Origin of the sequence: Streptomyces sp. NPDC092296 (assembly GCF_044755465.1) — a bacterium.
In the GTDB taxonomy this organism is placed as follows: Bacteria; Actinomycetota; Actinomycetes; order Streptomycetales; family Streptomycetaceae; genus Peterkaempfera.
Genome location: NZ_JBIVRB010000006.1, coordinates 198215 through 213774, shown reverse-complemented (window position 1 = coordinate 213774; position 15560 = coordinate 198215). Strand labels below are relative to the sequence as shown.

15 protein-coding genes are annotated in these 15560 nt (G+C 73.6%); 9 read left to right on the top strand and 6 right to left on the bottom strand.

Going from position 1 to position 15560, the window contains the following annotated elements; genetic code table 11:
* Window positions 1–17: 17 nt before the first annotated feature.
* Window positions 18–455, top strand: a complete 438-nt coding sequence (locus ACIQGZ_RS17635; protein ID WP_402602750.1) for a hypothetical protein — start codon at window positions 18–20, stop codon at window positions 453–455.
* Window positions 456–563: 108 nt separating this feature from the next.
* Here ACIQGZ_RS17635 and ACIQGZ_RS17630 read toward each other — a convergent pair whose 3' ends face one another.
* Window positions 564–3269, bottom strand: a complete 2706-nt coding sequence (locus tag ACIQGZ_RS17630) for a molybdopterin-dependent oxidoreductase (RefSeq protein ID WP_402602749.1) — start codon at window positions 3267–3269, stop codon at window positions 564–566.
* A 3-nt stretch (window positions 3270–3272) separates the two neighbouring features.
* Window positions 3273–4097, bottom strand: a complete 825-nt coding sequence (locus ACIQGZ_RS17625) for an FAD binding domain-containing protein (protein ID WP_402602748.1) — start codon at window positions 4095–4097, stop codon at window positions 3273–3275.
* Window positions 4098–4383: 286 nt separating this feature from the next.
* On the opposite strand from ACIQGZ_RS17625, the gene ACIQGZ_RS17620 reads away from it, so the two are divergent.
* The 7 genes from ACIQGZ_RS17620 to ACIQGZ_RS17590 all read left to right on the top strand — a co-directional run bounded on the left by ACIQGZ_RS17620 (window position 4384) and on the right by ACIQGZ_RS17590 (window position 10674).
* The gene (locus ACIQGZ_RS17620; protein WP_402602747.1) at window positions 4384–5601 is read left to right on the top strand and encodes a cytochrome P450; all 1218 of its coding nucleotides are present in this window, start codon (window positions 4384–4386) and stop codon (window positions 5599–5601) included.
* 52 nt (window positions 5602–5653) lie between these two features.
* Complete coding sequence (locus tag ACIQGZ_RS17615) at window positions 5654–6883, top strand: MFS transporter (protein WP_402602746.1); 1230 nt, start codon at window positions 5654–5656, stop codon at window positions 6881–6883.
* Between the two features lie 135 nt (window positions 6884–7018).
* The gene (locus ACIQGZ_RS17610; protein ID WP_402602745.1) at window positions 7019–7156 is read left to right on the top strand and encodes a hypothetical protein; all 138 of its coding nucleotides are present in this window, start codon (window positions 7019–7021) and stop codon (window positions 7154–7156) included.
* 74 nt (window positions 7157–7230) lie between these two features.
* Window positions 7231–8898, top strand: a complete 1668-nt coding sequence (locus tag ACIQGZ_RS17605; RefSeq protein WP_402602824.1) for a SulP family inorganic anion transporter — start codon at window positions 7231–7233, stop codon at window positions 8896–8898.
* Window positions 8899–8975: 77 nt separating this feature from the next.
* A complete protein-coding gene (locus ACIQGZ_RS17600) occupies window positions 8976–9815 on the top strand; it encodes a class I SAM-dependent methyltransferase (protein ID WP_402602744.1) in 840 nt (279 codons plus the stop codon).
* A gap of 53 nt (window positions 9816–9868) precedes the next feature.
* A complete protein-coding gene (locus ACIQGZ_RS17595; RefSeq protein WP_402602743.1) occupies window positions 9869–10267 on the top strand; it encodes a helix-turn-helix domain-containing protein in 399 nt (132 codons plus the stop codon).
* Window positions 10264–10674, top strand: a complete 411-nt coding sequence (locus ACIQGZ_RS17590) for a RidA family protein (RefSeq protein WP_402602741.1) — start codon at window positions 10264–10266, stop codon at window positions 10672–10674. The genes ACIQGZ_RS17595 and ACIQGZ_RS17590 overlap by 4 nt, the downstream gene beginning before the upstream one ends.
* Window positions 10675–10989: 315 nt before the next feature.
* Here the strand turns inward: ACIQGZ_RS17590 and ACIQGZ_RS17585 are convergent, their stop codons facing one another.
* Window positions 10990–11880, bottom strand: coding sequence for a class I SAM-dependent methyltransferase (locus ACIQGZ_RS17585; RefSeq protein ID WP_402602740.1), 891 nt, complete (start codon window positions 11878–11880; stop codon window positions 10990–10992).
* A gap of 47 nt (window positions 11881–11927) precedes the next feature.
* Here ACIQGZ_RS17585 and ACIQGZ_RS17580 point away from each other — a divergent pair, with 47 nt between their 5' ends.
* A complete protein-coding gene (locus ACIQGZ_RS17580; RefSeq protein ID WP_402602738.1) occupies window positions 11928–12494 on the top strand; it encodes a helix-turn-helix domain-containing protein in 567 nt (188 codons plus the stop codon).
* Between the two features lie 38 nt (window positions 12495–12532).
* Here ACIQGZ_RS17580 and ACIQGZ_RS17575 read toward each other — a convergent pair whose 3' ends face one another.
* From ACIQGZ_RS17575 to ACIQGZ_RS17565, 3 genes are all read right to left on the bottom strand, one after another.
* Window positions 12533–12985 (bottom strand): hypothetical protein, encoded by a 453-nt coding sequence (locus ACIQGZ_RS17575; protein WP_402602737.1) that lies wholly within the window; start codon window positions 12983–12985, stop codon window positions 12533–12535.
* Between the two features lie 43 nt (window positions 12986–13028).
* Window positions 13029–14618, bottom strand: coding sequence for a recombinase family protein (locus ACIQGZ_RS17570; RefSeq protein WP_402602736.1), 1590 nt, complete (start codon window positions 14616–14618; stop codon window positions 13029–13031).
* Between the two features lie 380 nt (window positions 14619–14998).
* Complete coding sequence (locus tag ACIQGZ_RS17565) at window positions 14999–15487, bottom strand: transcriptional regulator (protein ID WP_402602735.1); 489 nt, start codon at window positions 15485–15487, stop codon at window positions 14999–15001.
* Between the last annotated feature and the right edge of the window lie 73 nt (window positions 15488–15560).

Below are 15560 nucleotides of genomic sequence, written 5' to 3'. Positions count from 1 at the left end.
TCATGAACACTCGACGCATGACCACGGTTCTCAGTGCGCTCGCTGCCTCCGCCCTGCTCTCGCTGACCGTACCGACGTCTGCCCAGGCCGCCCCGGCGGGCTCGGCGGCGATGGTCGCCCCCGCTGTCGTCGGTGCCGGGAACGCCGCCGCGACGACCGGTGCGCGTGCGCTGACGGAGAGCCGGAACCCGAAGACGGTCAAGGCCGCCGCCTACAACCAGGCGCGGAGCATCCTGGCCCACGCCGGGAGCCAGACGGCGGCCAAGTCGCACCCCGCCCATGGGAAGGGGGACGTGCCGGTCAGCCACGGGACCAGCCTGCTGGCCGAGGCGCGTGACGAGTTCCGGGCCGCCGACCGGAACCTGCCGCCGAAGGACAAGAAGTCCGACCTGTCGATCCCGCACTACAACGCCATCCACGACGCGGCGAGGGTCATGGGCATCGACCGGTGGTGACCCGGTAGGCGACGGCGGGGCGGGGGTCGCGACCAGTCGCGGCCCCCGCCCCGTTGTCGTACGCCCATCGGCGTCACCGTGGCCGCAGCGAACAGCTGTGGCGGCCGGTCAGGGGATGGAGTCGGGCCGGGTGGCGTCCAGGGCCAGCCAGACGGTGTCCGCACGCAGCGGCAGGGTGGTGAAGCGGATGCCGGTCGCGTCACGCAGGGCGTTGGCCAGGGCGGGGGCGACCGGGTTGAAGGGGGCCTCGCTCATGGGCTTGGCGCCCAGTGCGCCGCCCGGGTCATGGGTGCGGGCGAAGTGGATCTCGGTGCGGGGCAGGTCGGCGGCGCCGGGGATCGGATAGGTGCGCAGGCTGGGGGTGGTCACCCGGCCGTCCGGGTCGATGCGCAGCTCCTCCAGCAGGGTGGTGCCGATGCCCTGGGCCACGGCCCCCTCGATCTGCCCTCGGCACTGGGCCGGGTTGAGGACGGTCCCGGCGTCGGCGGCGTGCACGCTGTCCAGGATGGTGACGGCGCCGGTGGCCGGGTGCACGGCGACGCGGAACCACTGCACGGTGGACGCGACGGACCGGGCTTCGGCCTCGGCGCGGCCCTCGGCCGTCAGCGGGTGCCCCAGGGCGCGGGCGGCGCGGTGGAGGTCGGTGAGCGGCAGGCGGCGCCCGGCGCAGCGGACGGCGTCCGGCTCCAGGTGGCAGGCGGTGCGGTCCGTGCCGGTGTGGGCGGCTGCCAGGTCCAGGGCGGTGTCGCGCAGGTCCTGGCAGGCGTGGTGCACCGCGCGGGCGGCCACGGCGGTGCCGGCGGAGGCGAAGCCGCCGCTGTCGTGGGTGAGCAGGTCGGTGTCGGCCTGGTGGACGTGGATCTGTGCGGGGGTGGTGGCCAGGGTGGCGGCGGCGAGCTGCCGGTGGGCCGTGGTGCTCCCGCTGCCGAACTCGGGCGCGCCGAGCGTCAGGTCCCAGGCTCCGTCCGGGCGCAGGCTGATCCGGGCCTGGGCGAGGTGCCCGTCCGAGGGTGCGCTGGGGGTGATGCAGGCGGCCATGCCCTCGCCGGTCAGCCACTCGGGGCCGGGCGCGGGGGCGGCGGCGCGGTGCAGCCGTGCGGTGCGGATGGCGTCCAGGCACTGGGTCAGGCCGGTGTCGGCGGTCAGCTGGTGGGCGCCGTTCTCGCGGGCTCCGATGGGGTCTGCGGGGCGGAGGTAGCAGCGTGCGCGCATCTCCAGCGGGTCGAGGCCCAGGGTGCGGGCGAGTTCGTCCAGTGCGGACTCCAGCGCGAAGACGACCTGTCCCTGGCCGTAGCCGCGGAACGCGCCGGAGGGCAGGGTGTGGGTGTACACGGCGTAGGCGTGGATCTCGGTGCGGGGGCAGCGGTAGAGGGAGAGGCTGTCCAGGGAGTTGCGCAGGACGGTCGACGCGTGGTTGCCGTAGGCGCCGGTGTCGCAGAGGACCCGTAGCCGGAGGGCGGTCAGCGAGCCGTCGGAGCGTGCCCCGGCCTTGACGCGGACGCTGAAGGGGTGGCGGACGGTGGCCGCGGTGAACTGTTCGGCGCGGGTGTACTCCAGTCGGACCGGGCGGCCGGTCCGCAGCGCGGCGAGGACGGCGATGTCCTCGACCAGCATCTCCTGCTTGCCGCCGAAGGCTCCGCCGAGACGGCCGGCGGTCACCCGCACCCGGTGCGGCGGCAGTCCGAAGACGGTGCAGATGGTCCTGCGGGTCAGATGGGGGGCCTGGGTGGTGCTGTGGACCGTGAGCCGTCCGTCCTCGGCGGTCCAGGCGGTCGCGGCGTGGGTCTCCAGGGCCGTGTGCTGGGCCCGCTGGGTGCGGAAGGTCGCCTCGTAGACGGCGGCCGCGTCGCGGAAACCGGGCGCTGCGGCGCCGGTGTGGAGTTCGTCCAGGACGTTGCCGCCGGGGTGCACCCGTACCGCGTTCGGCCGCAGGGCCTGTTCGGCGTCGGTGACGGCGGGCAGCACCCGGTAGGTGACCGCGACGCGGCGGCAGCCCTCCTCGGCCGCCGCTTCGTCGGCCGCGACGACGGCGGCCACCCGCTGCCCGACGTGGCGCACCACGTCGTCCAGGACCCGGGTGTCGGCGGGTTCCTGGTCCTCGCGCTCGTGCAGGGCGGTGGAGAAGCGTACGGTCGGTGCGTCGCGGTGGGTGAGCACCAGGTGGACGCCGGGCACGGCGAGGGCGTCGTGGACCCGGATGTCCAGGACGCGGGCGTGCGCGTGCGGGGAGCGTACGAGTCTGATGTGGAGCAGCCCGGGGAGGTCGGTGTCCACGGTGTAGCGGGCGGCGCCGGTGACCACCTCGCGGGCGGCGGGCTGCGGGCAGTTGCGGCCGATCGCGTCCGCTCCGTGCGGGGTGTCCGTGGCGGCTTCCCGGTCGGGGCACCGCCCGTGCAGGGCGTCCTCGATGGCGCGGTATCCGGTGCAGCGGCAGAGGCTGCCCCGGAGTGCCTGCTGCGGGTCGGTCAGCTGCTCGGGGGTCAGCGCGGCGGCGGTCATCACGAAGCCGGGGGTGCAGAAGCCGCACTGGAATCCGTGGGCGTCCAGGAAGCGCTGCTGGACGGGGTGGAGGTGCTCGCCGTCGGCCAGTCCCTCCACGGTCGTGACGGCCCGGCCCGCCGCGCGCACCGCCGGGTACAGGCAGCTGTGGACGGGGACGCCGTCGACGTGCACGGTGCAGGCGCCGCAGTCGCCGGTGTCGCAGCCCTTCTTCACCCCGGTCCAGCCGCGCTCCCGCAGGTAGCCGCGCAGGCACTGGCCCGGGGCCGGGGGCTGGTGGGTGGGTTCGCCGTTGACGCGCGTCCGGAAGCTCACGGTCTACCGGCCGGCCGACAGCTCACTGCGGACTTCCTCGGCCAGGTGGGCGGTCAGGTGGCGGCGCCATCGCGGTGCCCCGTGGACGTCGTCCACGATCATCGCGGGTGGTACCGCCCGGTGGACGGCCCGCCTCAGGCCGTCGGCGGTGGGGAGGCGGGGGAAGGCGAGTCGTACGGGTCGCGGGGTGGCGGCGGTCACGGTGATGGCGCAGCCGCCCCGGCGCGGGTCCAGGACGCCGGTCACCAGCACGGCCGAGCGGCCGTGCGGCCGCAGGGCGGCCCGGCGGAAGGCGGTGTGCCCGTGCAGCGCGTCGGCGGGCAGCGTGACCGAGCGCAGCAGTTCGCCCGGCCGCAGGGCGGTGCGGCCGGGCCCGGTGACGAACCGGTGCACCGGCAGGCGCCGGGACCGGCCGGCCGGGCCCCGGAGCAGGCAGACGCCCCCGAGGGCGGCGGCCAGCGAGACCATGGGGGCGGCGGGCAGGGCCAGGCAGACATTGCCGCCCACCGTGGCGGTGTTCCAGACCTTGAACGAGGAGGAGAACGCCGCACAGCACTGTGCGATCAGGGCGCGTGCCCGTGGCCAGTGGCCGCCGTCGGCCGTGGCGAACGCCAGCAGTTCGCCGACGGTGCAGGTCGCGGCGATCTCCAGGCCCTGATCGGTGGCGGTGAGCGGCGGCCAGCCCATCGGGCCCAGGTCCCAGAGCCTGCGCAGCCCGGGGTCGGGTTCGGAGAACAGGTGGGTTCCTCCGGCGAGCCAGGCGTCCCCCGGCTGCCAGGCCGTACGGCGCCGGGCGTCGCACACCTCGCGTACCGTCGTCAGATCCACTCGCACCGCCTCACCCGCAGGCTGCGCCGGCTCACCGGGCGGCCGTCCGCTCGGACGGACCGTCACCCACGGTAACCCCCGTGCTGGGCCGGGCGGCGCTGCCGCCGGCGGGGAGTCACTCCTTCGGCCGTCCGCGCGCGGGCCCGAGGGGGGTGTCCCGGTCGGCTGACGCCGCATCGCACGGCCGCCGCCGGTGTTCCGTTCGAACCGTTTCCGCAGCCTCGGGAGGGGGAATGCAAATGCGGGCGAATCACGTCCAAGAGGAGAGAACCGGCAGGGGCGAGACATGGCTATCACCGACCTGCCCGAGCGGGACGTCCTGAAGGTGCCTCAGGACTTCCCGCCCGGACCGCTCTTCACCGTCCCGCCCGTCCTGGCCGAACTCCGGGACAACCGACCGCTGTGCCCGGTCGAGATGCCCAGCGGCAACCGGCTCTGGCTGGTCACGCGGTACGCGGACGTCCGATTCGTGATGCATGACCCTCGGTTCTCCCGGGACCTGGTCTTCCCCGGGGCGCCGCGGATGGCCGGGGACGACCTCACCTCGGTCGAAGGGTCGCTGTTCAACATGGAGGGGGACGACCACACCCGCCTCCGGGCCGTCCTGGGCTCCTACTTCACCCGCCGGTCGGTGGAGCAGTGGCGCGCCGCGGCGCGGCAGCACGCGCACGACCTGCTCGACCGGATGGAGCGTGCCGGGCGGGCGGCGGATCTGGTCAAGGACTTCAGCGAGCCGCTGGTGGCGCGGTTCGCCGGCGAGGTGATGGGCATCGACGCCGCCGAGCACCGCTGGGTGCAGGCGCGCATCCGGGAGCAGCTGGACCTGCTCGGCACCGAGGAGCAGGTCGCCTCGGCCACCGCCGCCGTCGCGGAGCTGGCCGGGCGCCTGGTGGACCGGGCCGGGGACGCGGAGGACGTCTCGCCGGGGCCGGTGGCGACGCTGGTGCGGGCCGTGCGGGACGGGGCGATCTCCCGGCAGGAGGCGGTGAGCACGGTGGGCCTGCTGCTGATGAACGTGACCGATCCGCTCGTCCCCCCGCTGACGGTGGGCGTCATGACGCTGCTGCTGCACAGCGGCCAGCTGGCGGACTGCCTGCGGGACCCGCAGCTCTGGCCGGAGGCGGTGCGCGAGGTGCTGCGCTACCACAACAACGGCATCACCAACTTCCCCCGGGTGGCGCTGGAGGACGTCGAGCGGCACGGCGTCCGCATCGCCAAGGGCGAGGGGGTCATCACCTCCGCGCTGGCCGCCGCGCACGACCCGCGTGCGTTCACCGATCCCGGGGTGTTCGACCTGCACCGGGAGGAGAAGGGGTCCGTCTTCTTCGGTGCGGGGCCGCATTTCTGCCTGGGCTCCGTGCTGGCCGTGGCGGTGCTGGCCACGGCCTACGCGACGCTCTTCGAGCGTCTCCCGGGGCTGCGGCTCTCCGTGGAGCCGCACGCGGTGGAGAAGGCGGACGGCGGCTTCTTCGCCTGCCCGGCGGCCCTCCCGGTCAGCTGGTGAGCGGCCCGCCACCGGGTACGCTCCGCGCACCGGCCCGCGCCGAGGACCCCTGGTGACGGCCGCCGCGCAGCGGACCGGTCGCGGCGCCGGGGGCATCACGCACCGCACGCTGCTGCTGATGGCCGTCGCCACCGGTCTGTCCGTGGCCGGGAACTACTTCGCGCAGCCGCTGCTGGACACCATCGCGGACCGGTTCCGGATCGGCTCCGGTACGGCGGCGCTCCTGGTGACCGCCAGTCAGGTGGCCTATGTGTGCGGGCTGCTGCTGCTGGTGCCGCTGGGCGATCTGCTGGAGCGGCGGCGGCTCACCGTGACGCTGTGCGCGGCCACCGCCGCCGGGCTGGCCTGTACGGCCGCCGCGCCGAACACCGTACTGCTCTTCGCCGGGCTGGCCCTGACCGGACTGTGCTCCGTCGGCGCCCAGGTGATGGTGCCGTTCGCCGCGACCATGGCGGCACCCGAAGTGCGCGGCCGGGCGGTGGGCACCGTCATGACGGGGCTGCTGCTGGGCATCCTGCTCGCCCGGACGGCTGCGGGCGGCCTGGCGCAGCTCGGCGGCTGGCGGACGGTCTACTGGGCGAACGCCGTGCTGATGCTGACGATGGCGCTGCTGCTGCGGCGTGCCCTGCCGCTGTTCCCCGCTGCCGACCGCACTCCCTACCTGCGCGCGCTGCGCTCGACGGCCCGGCTGTGGCGCCGGTATCCGGTGCTGCGCCGGCGGTCCCTGATCGGCGCGTCGAGCTTTGCGGCGTTCACCGTGCTGTGGGTCTCGCTGACCTTCCTGCTGTCGGCCGCGCCGTACGGCTGGTCCGTCTCGGCCATCGGGCTGCTGGGGCTGGCCGGCGCCGCCGGGGCCGGTGCGGCGTCGGCCGCCGGGCGGCTGGCCGACCGGGGACTGGCGCACACCGTGACGGGCGGCGGCGCGGTCCTCCTGCTCGCCGCCTGGGCGCTGCTCGCCGCCGGCGGGCACGGGCTCGGCTGGCTGCTCGCCGGAATCCTGCTGCTCGACCTGTCCGTGCAGGCGGTGCACATCAGCAACCAGAACGTCGTGTACGCGCTGGAACCGCAGGCGCGCAGCCGGCTCAACTCCGTCTATATGACGACGTACTTCCTCGGCGGTGTGACCGGCTCGGTGTGCACCTCCCTGGTCTGGCCGCACGCCGGGTGGCCCGGGGTCTGCGTCCTGGGCGCCGCCTTCAGTGCCGTCACCGTGCTCTGCTGCCTCGGGGAGCGGTTGGGGCGCCGGGCACATGACCGGGCGGGAGAGGCCCCCGGGGGCTGAGCGGCGGCCGCCCCGGCGGTCCGGGCCATGGGTGTCCACCGGTCAGGCGGTTGATCCGCCCGGTGTCCGGATCGGCTGCCATCCACAGCTTGGTGAATTGAATAGTTCTTCAATTGATGGCATGGTTTGTTGCGCATGTACTGGATTCGCGACGGCGCCCAGCGGGCCCCGGCGGGGCAGACGACGAGGAGCAAGGAGTTGAGGACCGTGCCGGTCCCGCTGTGCCAGGCCGAGGCCACCTGGGAGCAGACCGACTCGGGGCGGGTCGCGTGAACGCCGCGCGCATCGGCACCGGGCTGCTGGACCGCCTGCGGGCGGTGCTGCCCGACCGGTACACCCTGGGCACCATGGGCCGATCGCCGCGCAAGGACCTCCTCGCCGGGCTGACCGTCGCGATCGTCGCGCTGCCCCTGGCGCTGGGATTCGGGATCTCCTCGGGCGCCGGTGCCCAGGCCGGGCTGGTCACCGCCGTGATCGCCGGCGCCGTCGCGGCGGTCTGCGGCGGCTCGAACCTCCAGGTCACCGGCCCCACCGGGGCGATGACCGTGGTCCTGGTCCCGATCGTCCACCGCTACGGCACCAACGGGGTCATAACCGTCGGCCTGCTGGCCGGGGCGATCCTGGTCGCCCTCGCACTCGCGCGGGCCGGCCGCTGGATGGCGTACGTGCCGGTGCCGGTGGTGGAGGGCTTCACCCTGGGCATCGCCGCCGTCATCGGCCTACAGCAGATCCCCAACGCGCTGGGCGTGAAGGCCCCCGCCGGGGACAACCCCGCCGTCGTCGCCGCCAAGGCCGCCGCCGACTTCGCCACCCACCCCCACTGGGCCGCCACCGCCATCGCGGTGACCGTCGTCGCCGCCATGCTGCTGGGCGCACGCCTGCGGCCCGGGGTGCCGTTCTCGCTGGTCGCCGTGGTGGGGGCGACCGTCGTCGCCCAGGCCGCCCAGCTGCACGTGGCGACCATCGGGCACCTGCCCGCCGGAATCCCGGCCCCCTCGCTGGGCTTCTTCGAGACCGGCCACGTCCCCGCGCTGCTGCCCTCCGCGCTCGCGGTCGCGGCGCTGGCGGCCCTGGAGTCGCTGATGTCGGCCTCGGCCGCCGACGCGATGAGCGTCTCGGAGCGGCACGACTCCGACCGGGAGCTGTTCGGGCAGGGCCTGGCCAACCTGGCCGCCCCGCTGTTCGGCGGCGTCGCCGCCACCGGCGCCATCGCGCGCACCGCCGTCAATGTGCGCAGCGGTGCCGTCTCGCGGCTGTCCGCCCTGGTGCACGCGGCCGTGCTCGCGGTGATCGTGTTCGCCGCCGCCCCGCTGGTCGCGGACATCCCGCTGGCCGCGCTGGCCGGGGTGCTGATCGCCACCGCCGTCCGCATGGTCGAGGTCGGCTCGCTCCGGGCCCTGGCCCGCTCGGGGCGGGGGGAGACGCTCGTCATGGCGCTGACCGCGATCGTGACGCTGGCCTCCACCCTGGTCAACGCCGTCATCGCCGGTCTCGTCCTGGCCGGTGTGCTGGCCCTGCGCCAGGTCGCCCGCGCCGCCCGCCTGGAGCAGGTGCCGCTCCATGCCGACCTGCCGCCGGCCGATCACCACGAGGAGGAGCAGCGGCTGCTGGCCGAGCACATCGTGGCCTACCGGCTGGACGGCCCGCTGCTCTTCGCCGCCGCCCACCGCTTCCTGCTGGAACTCACCGCGGCGGCGGACGTGAGGGTGGTGATCTTGCGGATGTCGCGGGTCAGCGCGATCGACGCCTCCGGTGCGAAGGTGCTGGGCGACGCGATCACCAGGCTGACCCGCCGGGGCACCCTGGTCCTGGTCTCCGGGGTCCGCGAGGACCACCGGACCTGCCTGGACGCCCTGGGTGTCCTGGACGAACTCCACGCCACGGGCCGGACTTTCGCCACCACCCCGCAGGCCCTCGCGTTCGCCCACGCCCACCTCTACGGCACCGGCCTGATCCCCGCGCCTGCCGCCGTGCCGCCGCTGGAGCGCGGCAGCGCCGGGTATGTGGACGTCTGAATCTGACGGTCCGCCCGCCGGCCGGCCCGCGCGGCTACCATGAGGCCGTTTCCGCCAGGTGGGAGAAACGGGGCACAGTGGCAGGTCACGGCGGTACGGCATGGGACGAGTACCTGTTCAGGGGATCGGCCGGCTTCTACGAGCGCGGACGGCTCCCGTACGCGGACGCGCTGGGGGCGACCCTGCGGGACGAACTCGGCCTGGACGGCCGGGGCACGGTCGCCGACCTCGGCTGCGGGCCGGGCACCCTGGCGCGGACCCTGGCCGGGTACGTCCAGCGGGTCATCGCCGTGGACCCGGACCCGGACATGGTCGCCAACGGCCGGGCGCTGAGCGTCGCCGCCAACATCACCTGGCGCACGACCACCGCCGAGGACGCCACCTTCGCCCCCGGCGAACTGGACGCGGTGGTCCTCGCCCAGTCGTTCCACTGGATGGACCGCGAACGGGTCGCCGCACAGCTGCGCACGGCGCTGCGGCCCGGCGGGCACGTCGTCCTGGTGGCCGACGTGAAGACCCCGCCGGCCGCGCAGCCGCCGGGCACCGTCCCCGTCCCGGACGCCGCGCTGAACGCGCTGATCGCCGAGTACCTGGGCAGTCAGCGCCGCGCGGGCCGCTCGGTGCTCCCCGACGGCACGCCGAGCGGCGAGGAGGAGATCCTGGCCCGTGCGGGATTCCTCGGTCCGAAGCGGGTGGTGGTCCCCGCGACCCGCGTCCTGGTGCGGCCGGTCGACGACGTGGTGGCCGAGGTCTACTCCAAGTCGTTCTCCGCGCCCCACCTGTTCGGTGACCGGCTGAGCGACTTCGACGCCCGGCTGCGCGCCCTGCTGGCGGAGCACGCGGTGGACGGGCACTATCCGACGCTGCCGCCGGACACCGCCGTACGGATCTGGACCAACCCGCCGGCCGACGCCTGAACCGCCGGCCCCCGCCGCCGCCCGGGGTGGCTCACTCGCGGATGTCGAGCGCGGTGATCAGTCCCTCCTCGACCGTGAAGTGGCTGCGCCTCGCCCGCCGATTCACCGCCCTGGTCGGCCGGCCCCCGCTGGACTATCTGACCTGGTGGCGGATGACCACCGCCGGCACCCTGCCGCGCCTCGACGGCACACCCCTGCACACCCTCGCCCAGCGCACCGGCTACACCTCGGAGCCGGCGTTCAAGCGCGAGTACGGAACCACGCCGGGCACCTACCGCCGCCACCACCTCCCGTCCGCCCAGCGCGCGGTAGGCGGCCGTCATCGGCGGTGGCAGCGGGCAACAGACGGCGCGCACACGGTCGGCCGTCGAAAAGCGGAGGCGGCGGCCCCGGGGCCGCTGACAGGATGGCCGCGCTTCCTGACCGACCAGAAGGGACCGAGACAACCGTGAGCCGTGCCGTCACCCTGATTCGCTCCGCCTCCCTGTCCACCGCCGCCGAGTACGCCTATGCGGCCACCGCGCCCGCCGAGGCCCGGCTCGTCTTCCTCGCCGGTGCGTGTCCGCTGAACGAGGACGGCTCCACGGCGGCGATCGGGGACTACGCGGGCCAGGCGGCAAAAGCCGTCGAGAACATGCGGATCGCCCTCACCGCCGCCGGTGCGTCGCTGGAGGACGTCATCAGCACCCGGGTCCTCGTCGCGTCCAGCCGGCGGGCCGACCTGGTGACCGCCTGGAAGGTGGTCCGCGACGCCTTCGGCGACCACGATGTCCCCAGCACGCTGCTGGGGGTCACCGTGCTCGGCTACAACGACCAGCTGGTGGAGATCGAAGCCGTCGCCGCCGTCCTCGACTCGTAGCCGCTCGACCTGCGGGGCCGGGTCGCCGCCCATGCGGCGCGGCTGCCGGCCGGAGCCGGCGGTGAGCGGTGGCGCGGCGAGCTTCGGGCCGGTCCGGGGCGCTATCCGGGCCGGGTGCAGCGGATCGTGGGGGCCGAGGACCCGCTGACCGGCGAGGGCCGGGCGCTGCCGGACACGCTCGGCGTGCGGGCGAGCGTGACCGTGATCAGCGGGGCCGGCCGCCATCCGCAGCTCACGCCTGGCACGGAGGTGGCGCGGGCGATCGGGGACCAGCTGCCGGGCGCCCGCGACCGACCCCGGGTGCCCCGGGCTGGTTCAGCCGGCGGTCACCGGTGGGCGCCGGGCCGCCCATACGGTCCGTTCGGTGCGTACGACGAGATCGTCGCGGTGCAGGACGCTGTCCGGCCCGTCGCTGTCGATGAGGCGGTCGAGCACGGACAGGTCGCCGGTGCCGAGTCGGCCCTCCAACGCGGCCCGCGTGCGGCGCAGCACCGCCTGGGCGTAGCGGCCGGCGGCTTCGGGGAGCGGGGCTCGCAGTTCGAGGGTGAACGGCCGCTCGGCTTCGACGGCGAATCCGGCGCGGGACAGGCGCGGGCCCCAGTCGGCGCCCAGGTGCGGGACGGCTTCGGCGTGCCGGTGGGCCAGCGCGGTGCGGCAGCGGGCTTCCAGTCCGGGGGCTCCGAGGCCGAGGTCGTCGGGGAGGAAGCGCGGGAGGCCGTCCAGTTCGATCACGGCCAGGAGTCCGCCGGGGCGGAGCGCGGCGTACATCTCGCGCAGGGCGTGGACGGGGTCGGCCAGGTGGTGCAGGGAGGCCGATGCCCACACCAGGTCCACGGCGCCGAGGGCCGGCCACTGCGCCGCGTCGAGGTCGGCCTCGACGGTGCGCACCCGGTCCGCCAGGCCGAGTCGGTGGGCGCTGTCCCGCAGGTGGTGCAGGAGGTACGGGGAGCTGTCCACGGCGGTCACCTCGGCGTCCGGCAGGTGCCGGAGCAGGGTGAAGGTGCCGGTGCCGGTGCCGCTGCCCAGGTCGAGGGCCCGGCGTACGGGCGGCTCACCGGCCAGCTCCAGCAGCCAGGCGGTCAGCTCGGAGAGGTGGGTGTGCAGGACTTCCGCGTCGAGGTCGAGCAGTGCGGCCAGGCCCGCTTCGTCCGGTCCGGCGGTGGGTGCGTGGTGCGGGTGCGGGTGCGGGTGCGGTGGGTGTGGCATGCCCCGACCCTATGGGCGCTTTGCGCCAGTCGCATAGCATCTTGCCCATGACGCAAGATTTCGGGGAGCTCGACGGCCTGGTGCGCAAGCGGATCAGGGGGCTGCGGGCGGCCATGGGCCTGTCGCTCGACGAGCTGGCCTCCCGCTGCTATCTGAGCCCGTCCACCCTGAGCCGCATCGAGACGGGCCATCGGCGGATCAGCCTGGACCAGCTGGTCTCGATCGCCCGCGCCCTGGGCACCACCCTGGACCAGCTGGTGGAGTCCCCCGACGACGACGTGGTGATCAGACCCCGGCACGACGCGGCGCGGGGGCTCACCATCTGGACGATGAATCGCGAGTCCGGCTCCAGTGTGGCCAGGATGCGGGTCACCAGGCCGGCCCCGACCGGTAGCGCGGCGTTGAAGGCCCATCCCGGCCGGGACTGGTTGACCGTGCTGTCCGGCACCCTGGTGCTGCTGCTCGGAGACCGGCGCATCCTGCTGGAGACCGGCCAGGCGGCGGAGTTCTCCACCATGATCCCGCACGCGTTCGGGGCGCACGGCGGCCCGGCGGAGATCCTGGGCGTCTTCGACCCCGACGGGCAGCGCACCCATCTGCGCCCGGCCGACTGAGGGGCCCCGACGGCCGTCGGGGCCCCTCAGGTGCTCGGCTACCTCCCGGTGTCCGCCCAGCCCGACGCAGCCGTGGCCGATGGCGCCGTGGCCGACGCCGCCGGGTCGCGGGTGCGCAGGGCGTTGAGGCCCACCTCGTCGTCGGGGCGGGCGTCGGGCACCTCGGTGTCGAAGCGGGCGAGGGCGGGGTGGCGGCGGGCGAGCAGGACTCCGGCGGTGAGCAGCAGCGCGAACAGTACGTAGGTCAGGGCCAGGCCACGGCCCGGACCGGTGCCGACGACTGCGCCGACCGTGCCCGCCAGCGCGCCGCCGGGGCTGACCGCCGACTGGAGCAGGGCTGCGGCGCCGGGGCCCAGCAGGACGAAGCCGATCGGCATGGTGCACCAGGCGAAGACGGTGTTGACGGCGAACACCCGCCCGTGGAAGCGGGCCGGGACCTTCACCTGGATGATCGTGGCGTAGATGGTGTTCATCACGGTCAGCCCCGTCACCGTCTCCAAATAAACTGGCAGGCAGTCACCAGCCCACCCCAGGTCACGCCTCCGCTGCCACCAGAGCCCGCTTCGGCAACCACTCCGGCTTCGGCTCCCACCGCGCCCACACCCGCACCGGGTCCGACGTCTTCGGGAACAGGTACACCCCGTGTACCAGCGCCCCGAGCAGATCCTGCTTCGTCCCGACCAGAAGGGTGTCCCACATGCGCGCCAGCCCCTCGATCACATCCCGGTACGACGCCGCATCACGCCGCTCCTGGCCCACCTCGTCAAGCTGCTCCAGCTCGGCCTCGGCCTCGGCCTTCGCCGCCCGGTGCCGGTCCCGGGCCCGCTGCCACTCGTCCCGTTCCACATCGCCAAGCGTGTACATCTCCTGATTGCGGTCCAGGGCAACCGCCCGCCGTGCAATCTCCCTCACCAGTTCGGCACGCCGCCTCGAAGTATCCACTGTCGCAGGCTGCGCGGACTCGACCACGACGCCCTCAGCAACCGCGTCGATGCCGCTGGCCCAGCACTCGATGTGGCGGCGCACTCCCTGCTCCACGGTCGCGCGTTGCACCCAGGCGGGCGCCGGGCAGTCCAACAAGCCTCGCTGCCTGCGACCACAGAAGAGCGCATAGCCGCGGTGGCCGCTCCTGCCGATATGCACCGCGGCGTACCCGCAGCCGCCGCACTTGGCGACGCCGGTGAGCGGGTAGGTTGCCATGCGGGCCCGTGGTGGTGTGGTGCGGCGCTGGGCCCGGCGTGCCTGGTATGCCTCCCACAGGTCGTCGCCGATGACAGGGGTATGCGCGGCGGGGATGTGCTCGTAGTGGTCGCGCCACTTCGTGCAGTGGGCGCGGTCTGGGCAGTGGATGTCCCGCTTGTGGACGTGGAGGTACCCGGCGCCGAACCCGCCATCGAGTGTGCGCTTCAGGCCGTTCTGGGACCAGGGCCGGCCGTGGGCATTGAGGTGTCCCCCGTCGTTCAGCTTGACGGCGAGAGTAGCGAACCCGCAACCGCCGTCGGCGTAGCGTTCGAATTGCTCGGCCTGCAGTCGCTCGATCTCGGGGTTGGGGTCGTAGCCTTCGATTTGGATCTGTCCGTCGTCGGCGACGCGGGGCGTCCAGAGGTAGCCCCAGCGCTGCCCTCCGGTTGCGGGCAGACCGTGGTCCAGGCGGTACTGGTGGGTCTCCCGCCATTGCTCCGAGGCGCGGTTACTCTCGAACGCTGCCACCGCGAAAAGCATGTCCCTGGTGAACTCGCCGGTCGCTGTCGAGGCGTCAACGTCCTCGGTGGCGGAGAACAGCTGGCCGCCGGCGCGTTCGATCCGGGCGAGGTTGATGGCGACGCCATGCCTGGTGCGGCCGAATCGGGAGAACTTCCAGACCCAGATCTCCTTCGCGCCTTCGCACTCGCCGGTCTCGATGGCCTGGATCGCCCCCATGATCTTCCGGCGGAAATTTCTGCCAGTGGCATCAAGATCGGTGACCCATGAGACGACGTGGCGGCCCTTACGTCTAGTGGACTCGGCTATGGCCGCCCTCTGGAGCTCGTCGGAGATTTTCTCCTCGAACCAGCTCGATACTCGGATGTAGCCGATGACAGGGATCAACTCCGACCCCGCCACCGCAGACAGCAGCGGTACCACTGCGCCCCCTCCTCTGATGTCAGCCCGTTGTCTTCCGCTGGAGGCTAGCGGCACGCCTCCGCAGATCCACGACCGGAGCCAGCGGCACGTCCGGCGCCGAGGACCGCGCCTCGACCCATGCGGCTCGCATCCCCAGGTCTGCGTAATGCTGTCGTTCTGCCTCGCTCGCGCTCGCGGCTGCGATCACAATCTCCGTCAGCCTGGCCTCCTGCATCTGGAGGCACCCCAGAAGTACGCCGCCCACGCCCAGTACCAGGGCGGCGATGCCGGCCCGGTACGTGGCGTGGGCGTTTGCGATCAGGCCGTGCCCAACGAGTCCTATCCCGGCCAGAGCTACCGCTGTCGATGCTATCGAGACTGCGCGTGCGATCCGCATACGGTCACTCCCCTGACGCGACGGCGCCCCCGCCGCCCTTGTCGGCTCGGTTGTGCCTCCGGTGCCGACGGACCATCGCCGTGAACCAGCCTCGGTCCTCGGGGTCGACTCCAGCGACGACCGCTACCTCCTCCGGGGTAAGCGGTTGCCGTGACGGTACCGGATGTGGCTCGTTCGCACCCGCCGTTAGCGGAAGGTCGTCCTCCGCAACTTTGCCGGACTGGATGAGCATGTCTCTCAGGGTGGGAGCAACCGGGCCAATCTTCCCCTTCAGGTGCCGCGCGAGGATGGCCAGCGTCTCGGTCTTGGGGACCGATCCGGCCAGCATCCGCGAGATAGTGGCAAGGGGGATGCCGGACTCCTCGGACAGGCGGACTTTGTCGCCTCGTGGCGAGTCGATGTCGTAGCCGGCGCTGCGGATGGCGTCGCGGACCCAGTGTTCCCAGGTCGGCGGTACGTTTCCGCTGGTCGTAGGGGTGGTGTGTCTCCGCATGCGGCGAGAGTACCGCCCGCAGATGGATGCTATGTCGACAATCCACTCATGGATATTGCCTGGTCAGCTCACC

Coding starts and splice junctions, on each gene's coding strand:
- ACIQGZ_RS17635 (WP_402602750.1), top strand. CDS start 18: ATGACCACGGTTCTCAGTGCGCTCGCTGCCTCCGCCCTGCTCTCGCTG.
- ACIQGZ_RS17620 (WP_402602747.1), top strand. CDS start 4,384: ATGGCTATCACCGACCTGCCCGAGCGGGACGTCCTGAAGGTGCCTCAG.
- ACIQGZ_RS17610 (WP_402602745.1), top strand. CDS start 7,019: ATGTACTGGATTCGCGACGGCGCCCAGCGGGCCCCGGCGGGGCAGACG.
- ACIQGZ_RS17605 (WP_402602824.1), top strand. CDS start 7,231: ATGGGCCGATCGCCGCGCAAGGACCTCCTCGCCGGGCTGACCGTCGCG.
- ACIQGZ_RS17585 (WP_402602740.1), bottom strand. CDS start 11,880: ATGCCACACCCACCGCACCCGCACCCGCACCCGCACCACGCACCCACC.
- ACIQGZ_RS17580 (WP_402602738.1), top strand. CDS start 11,928: ATGACGCAAGATTTCGGGGAGCTCGACGGCCTGGTGCGCAAGCGGATC.
- ACIQGZ_RS17565 (WP_402602735.1), bottom strand. CDS start 15,487: ATGCGGAGACACACCACCCCTACGACCAGCGGAAACGTACCGCCGACC.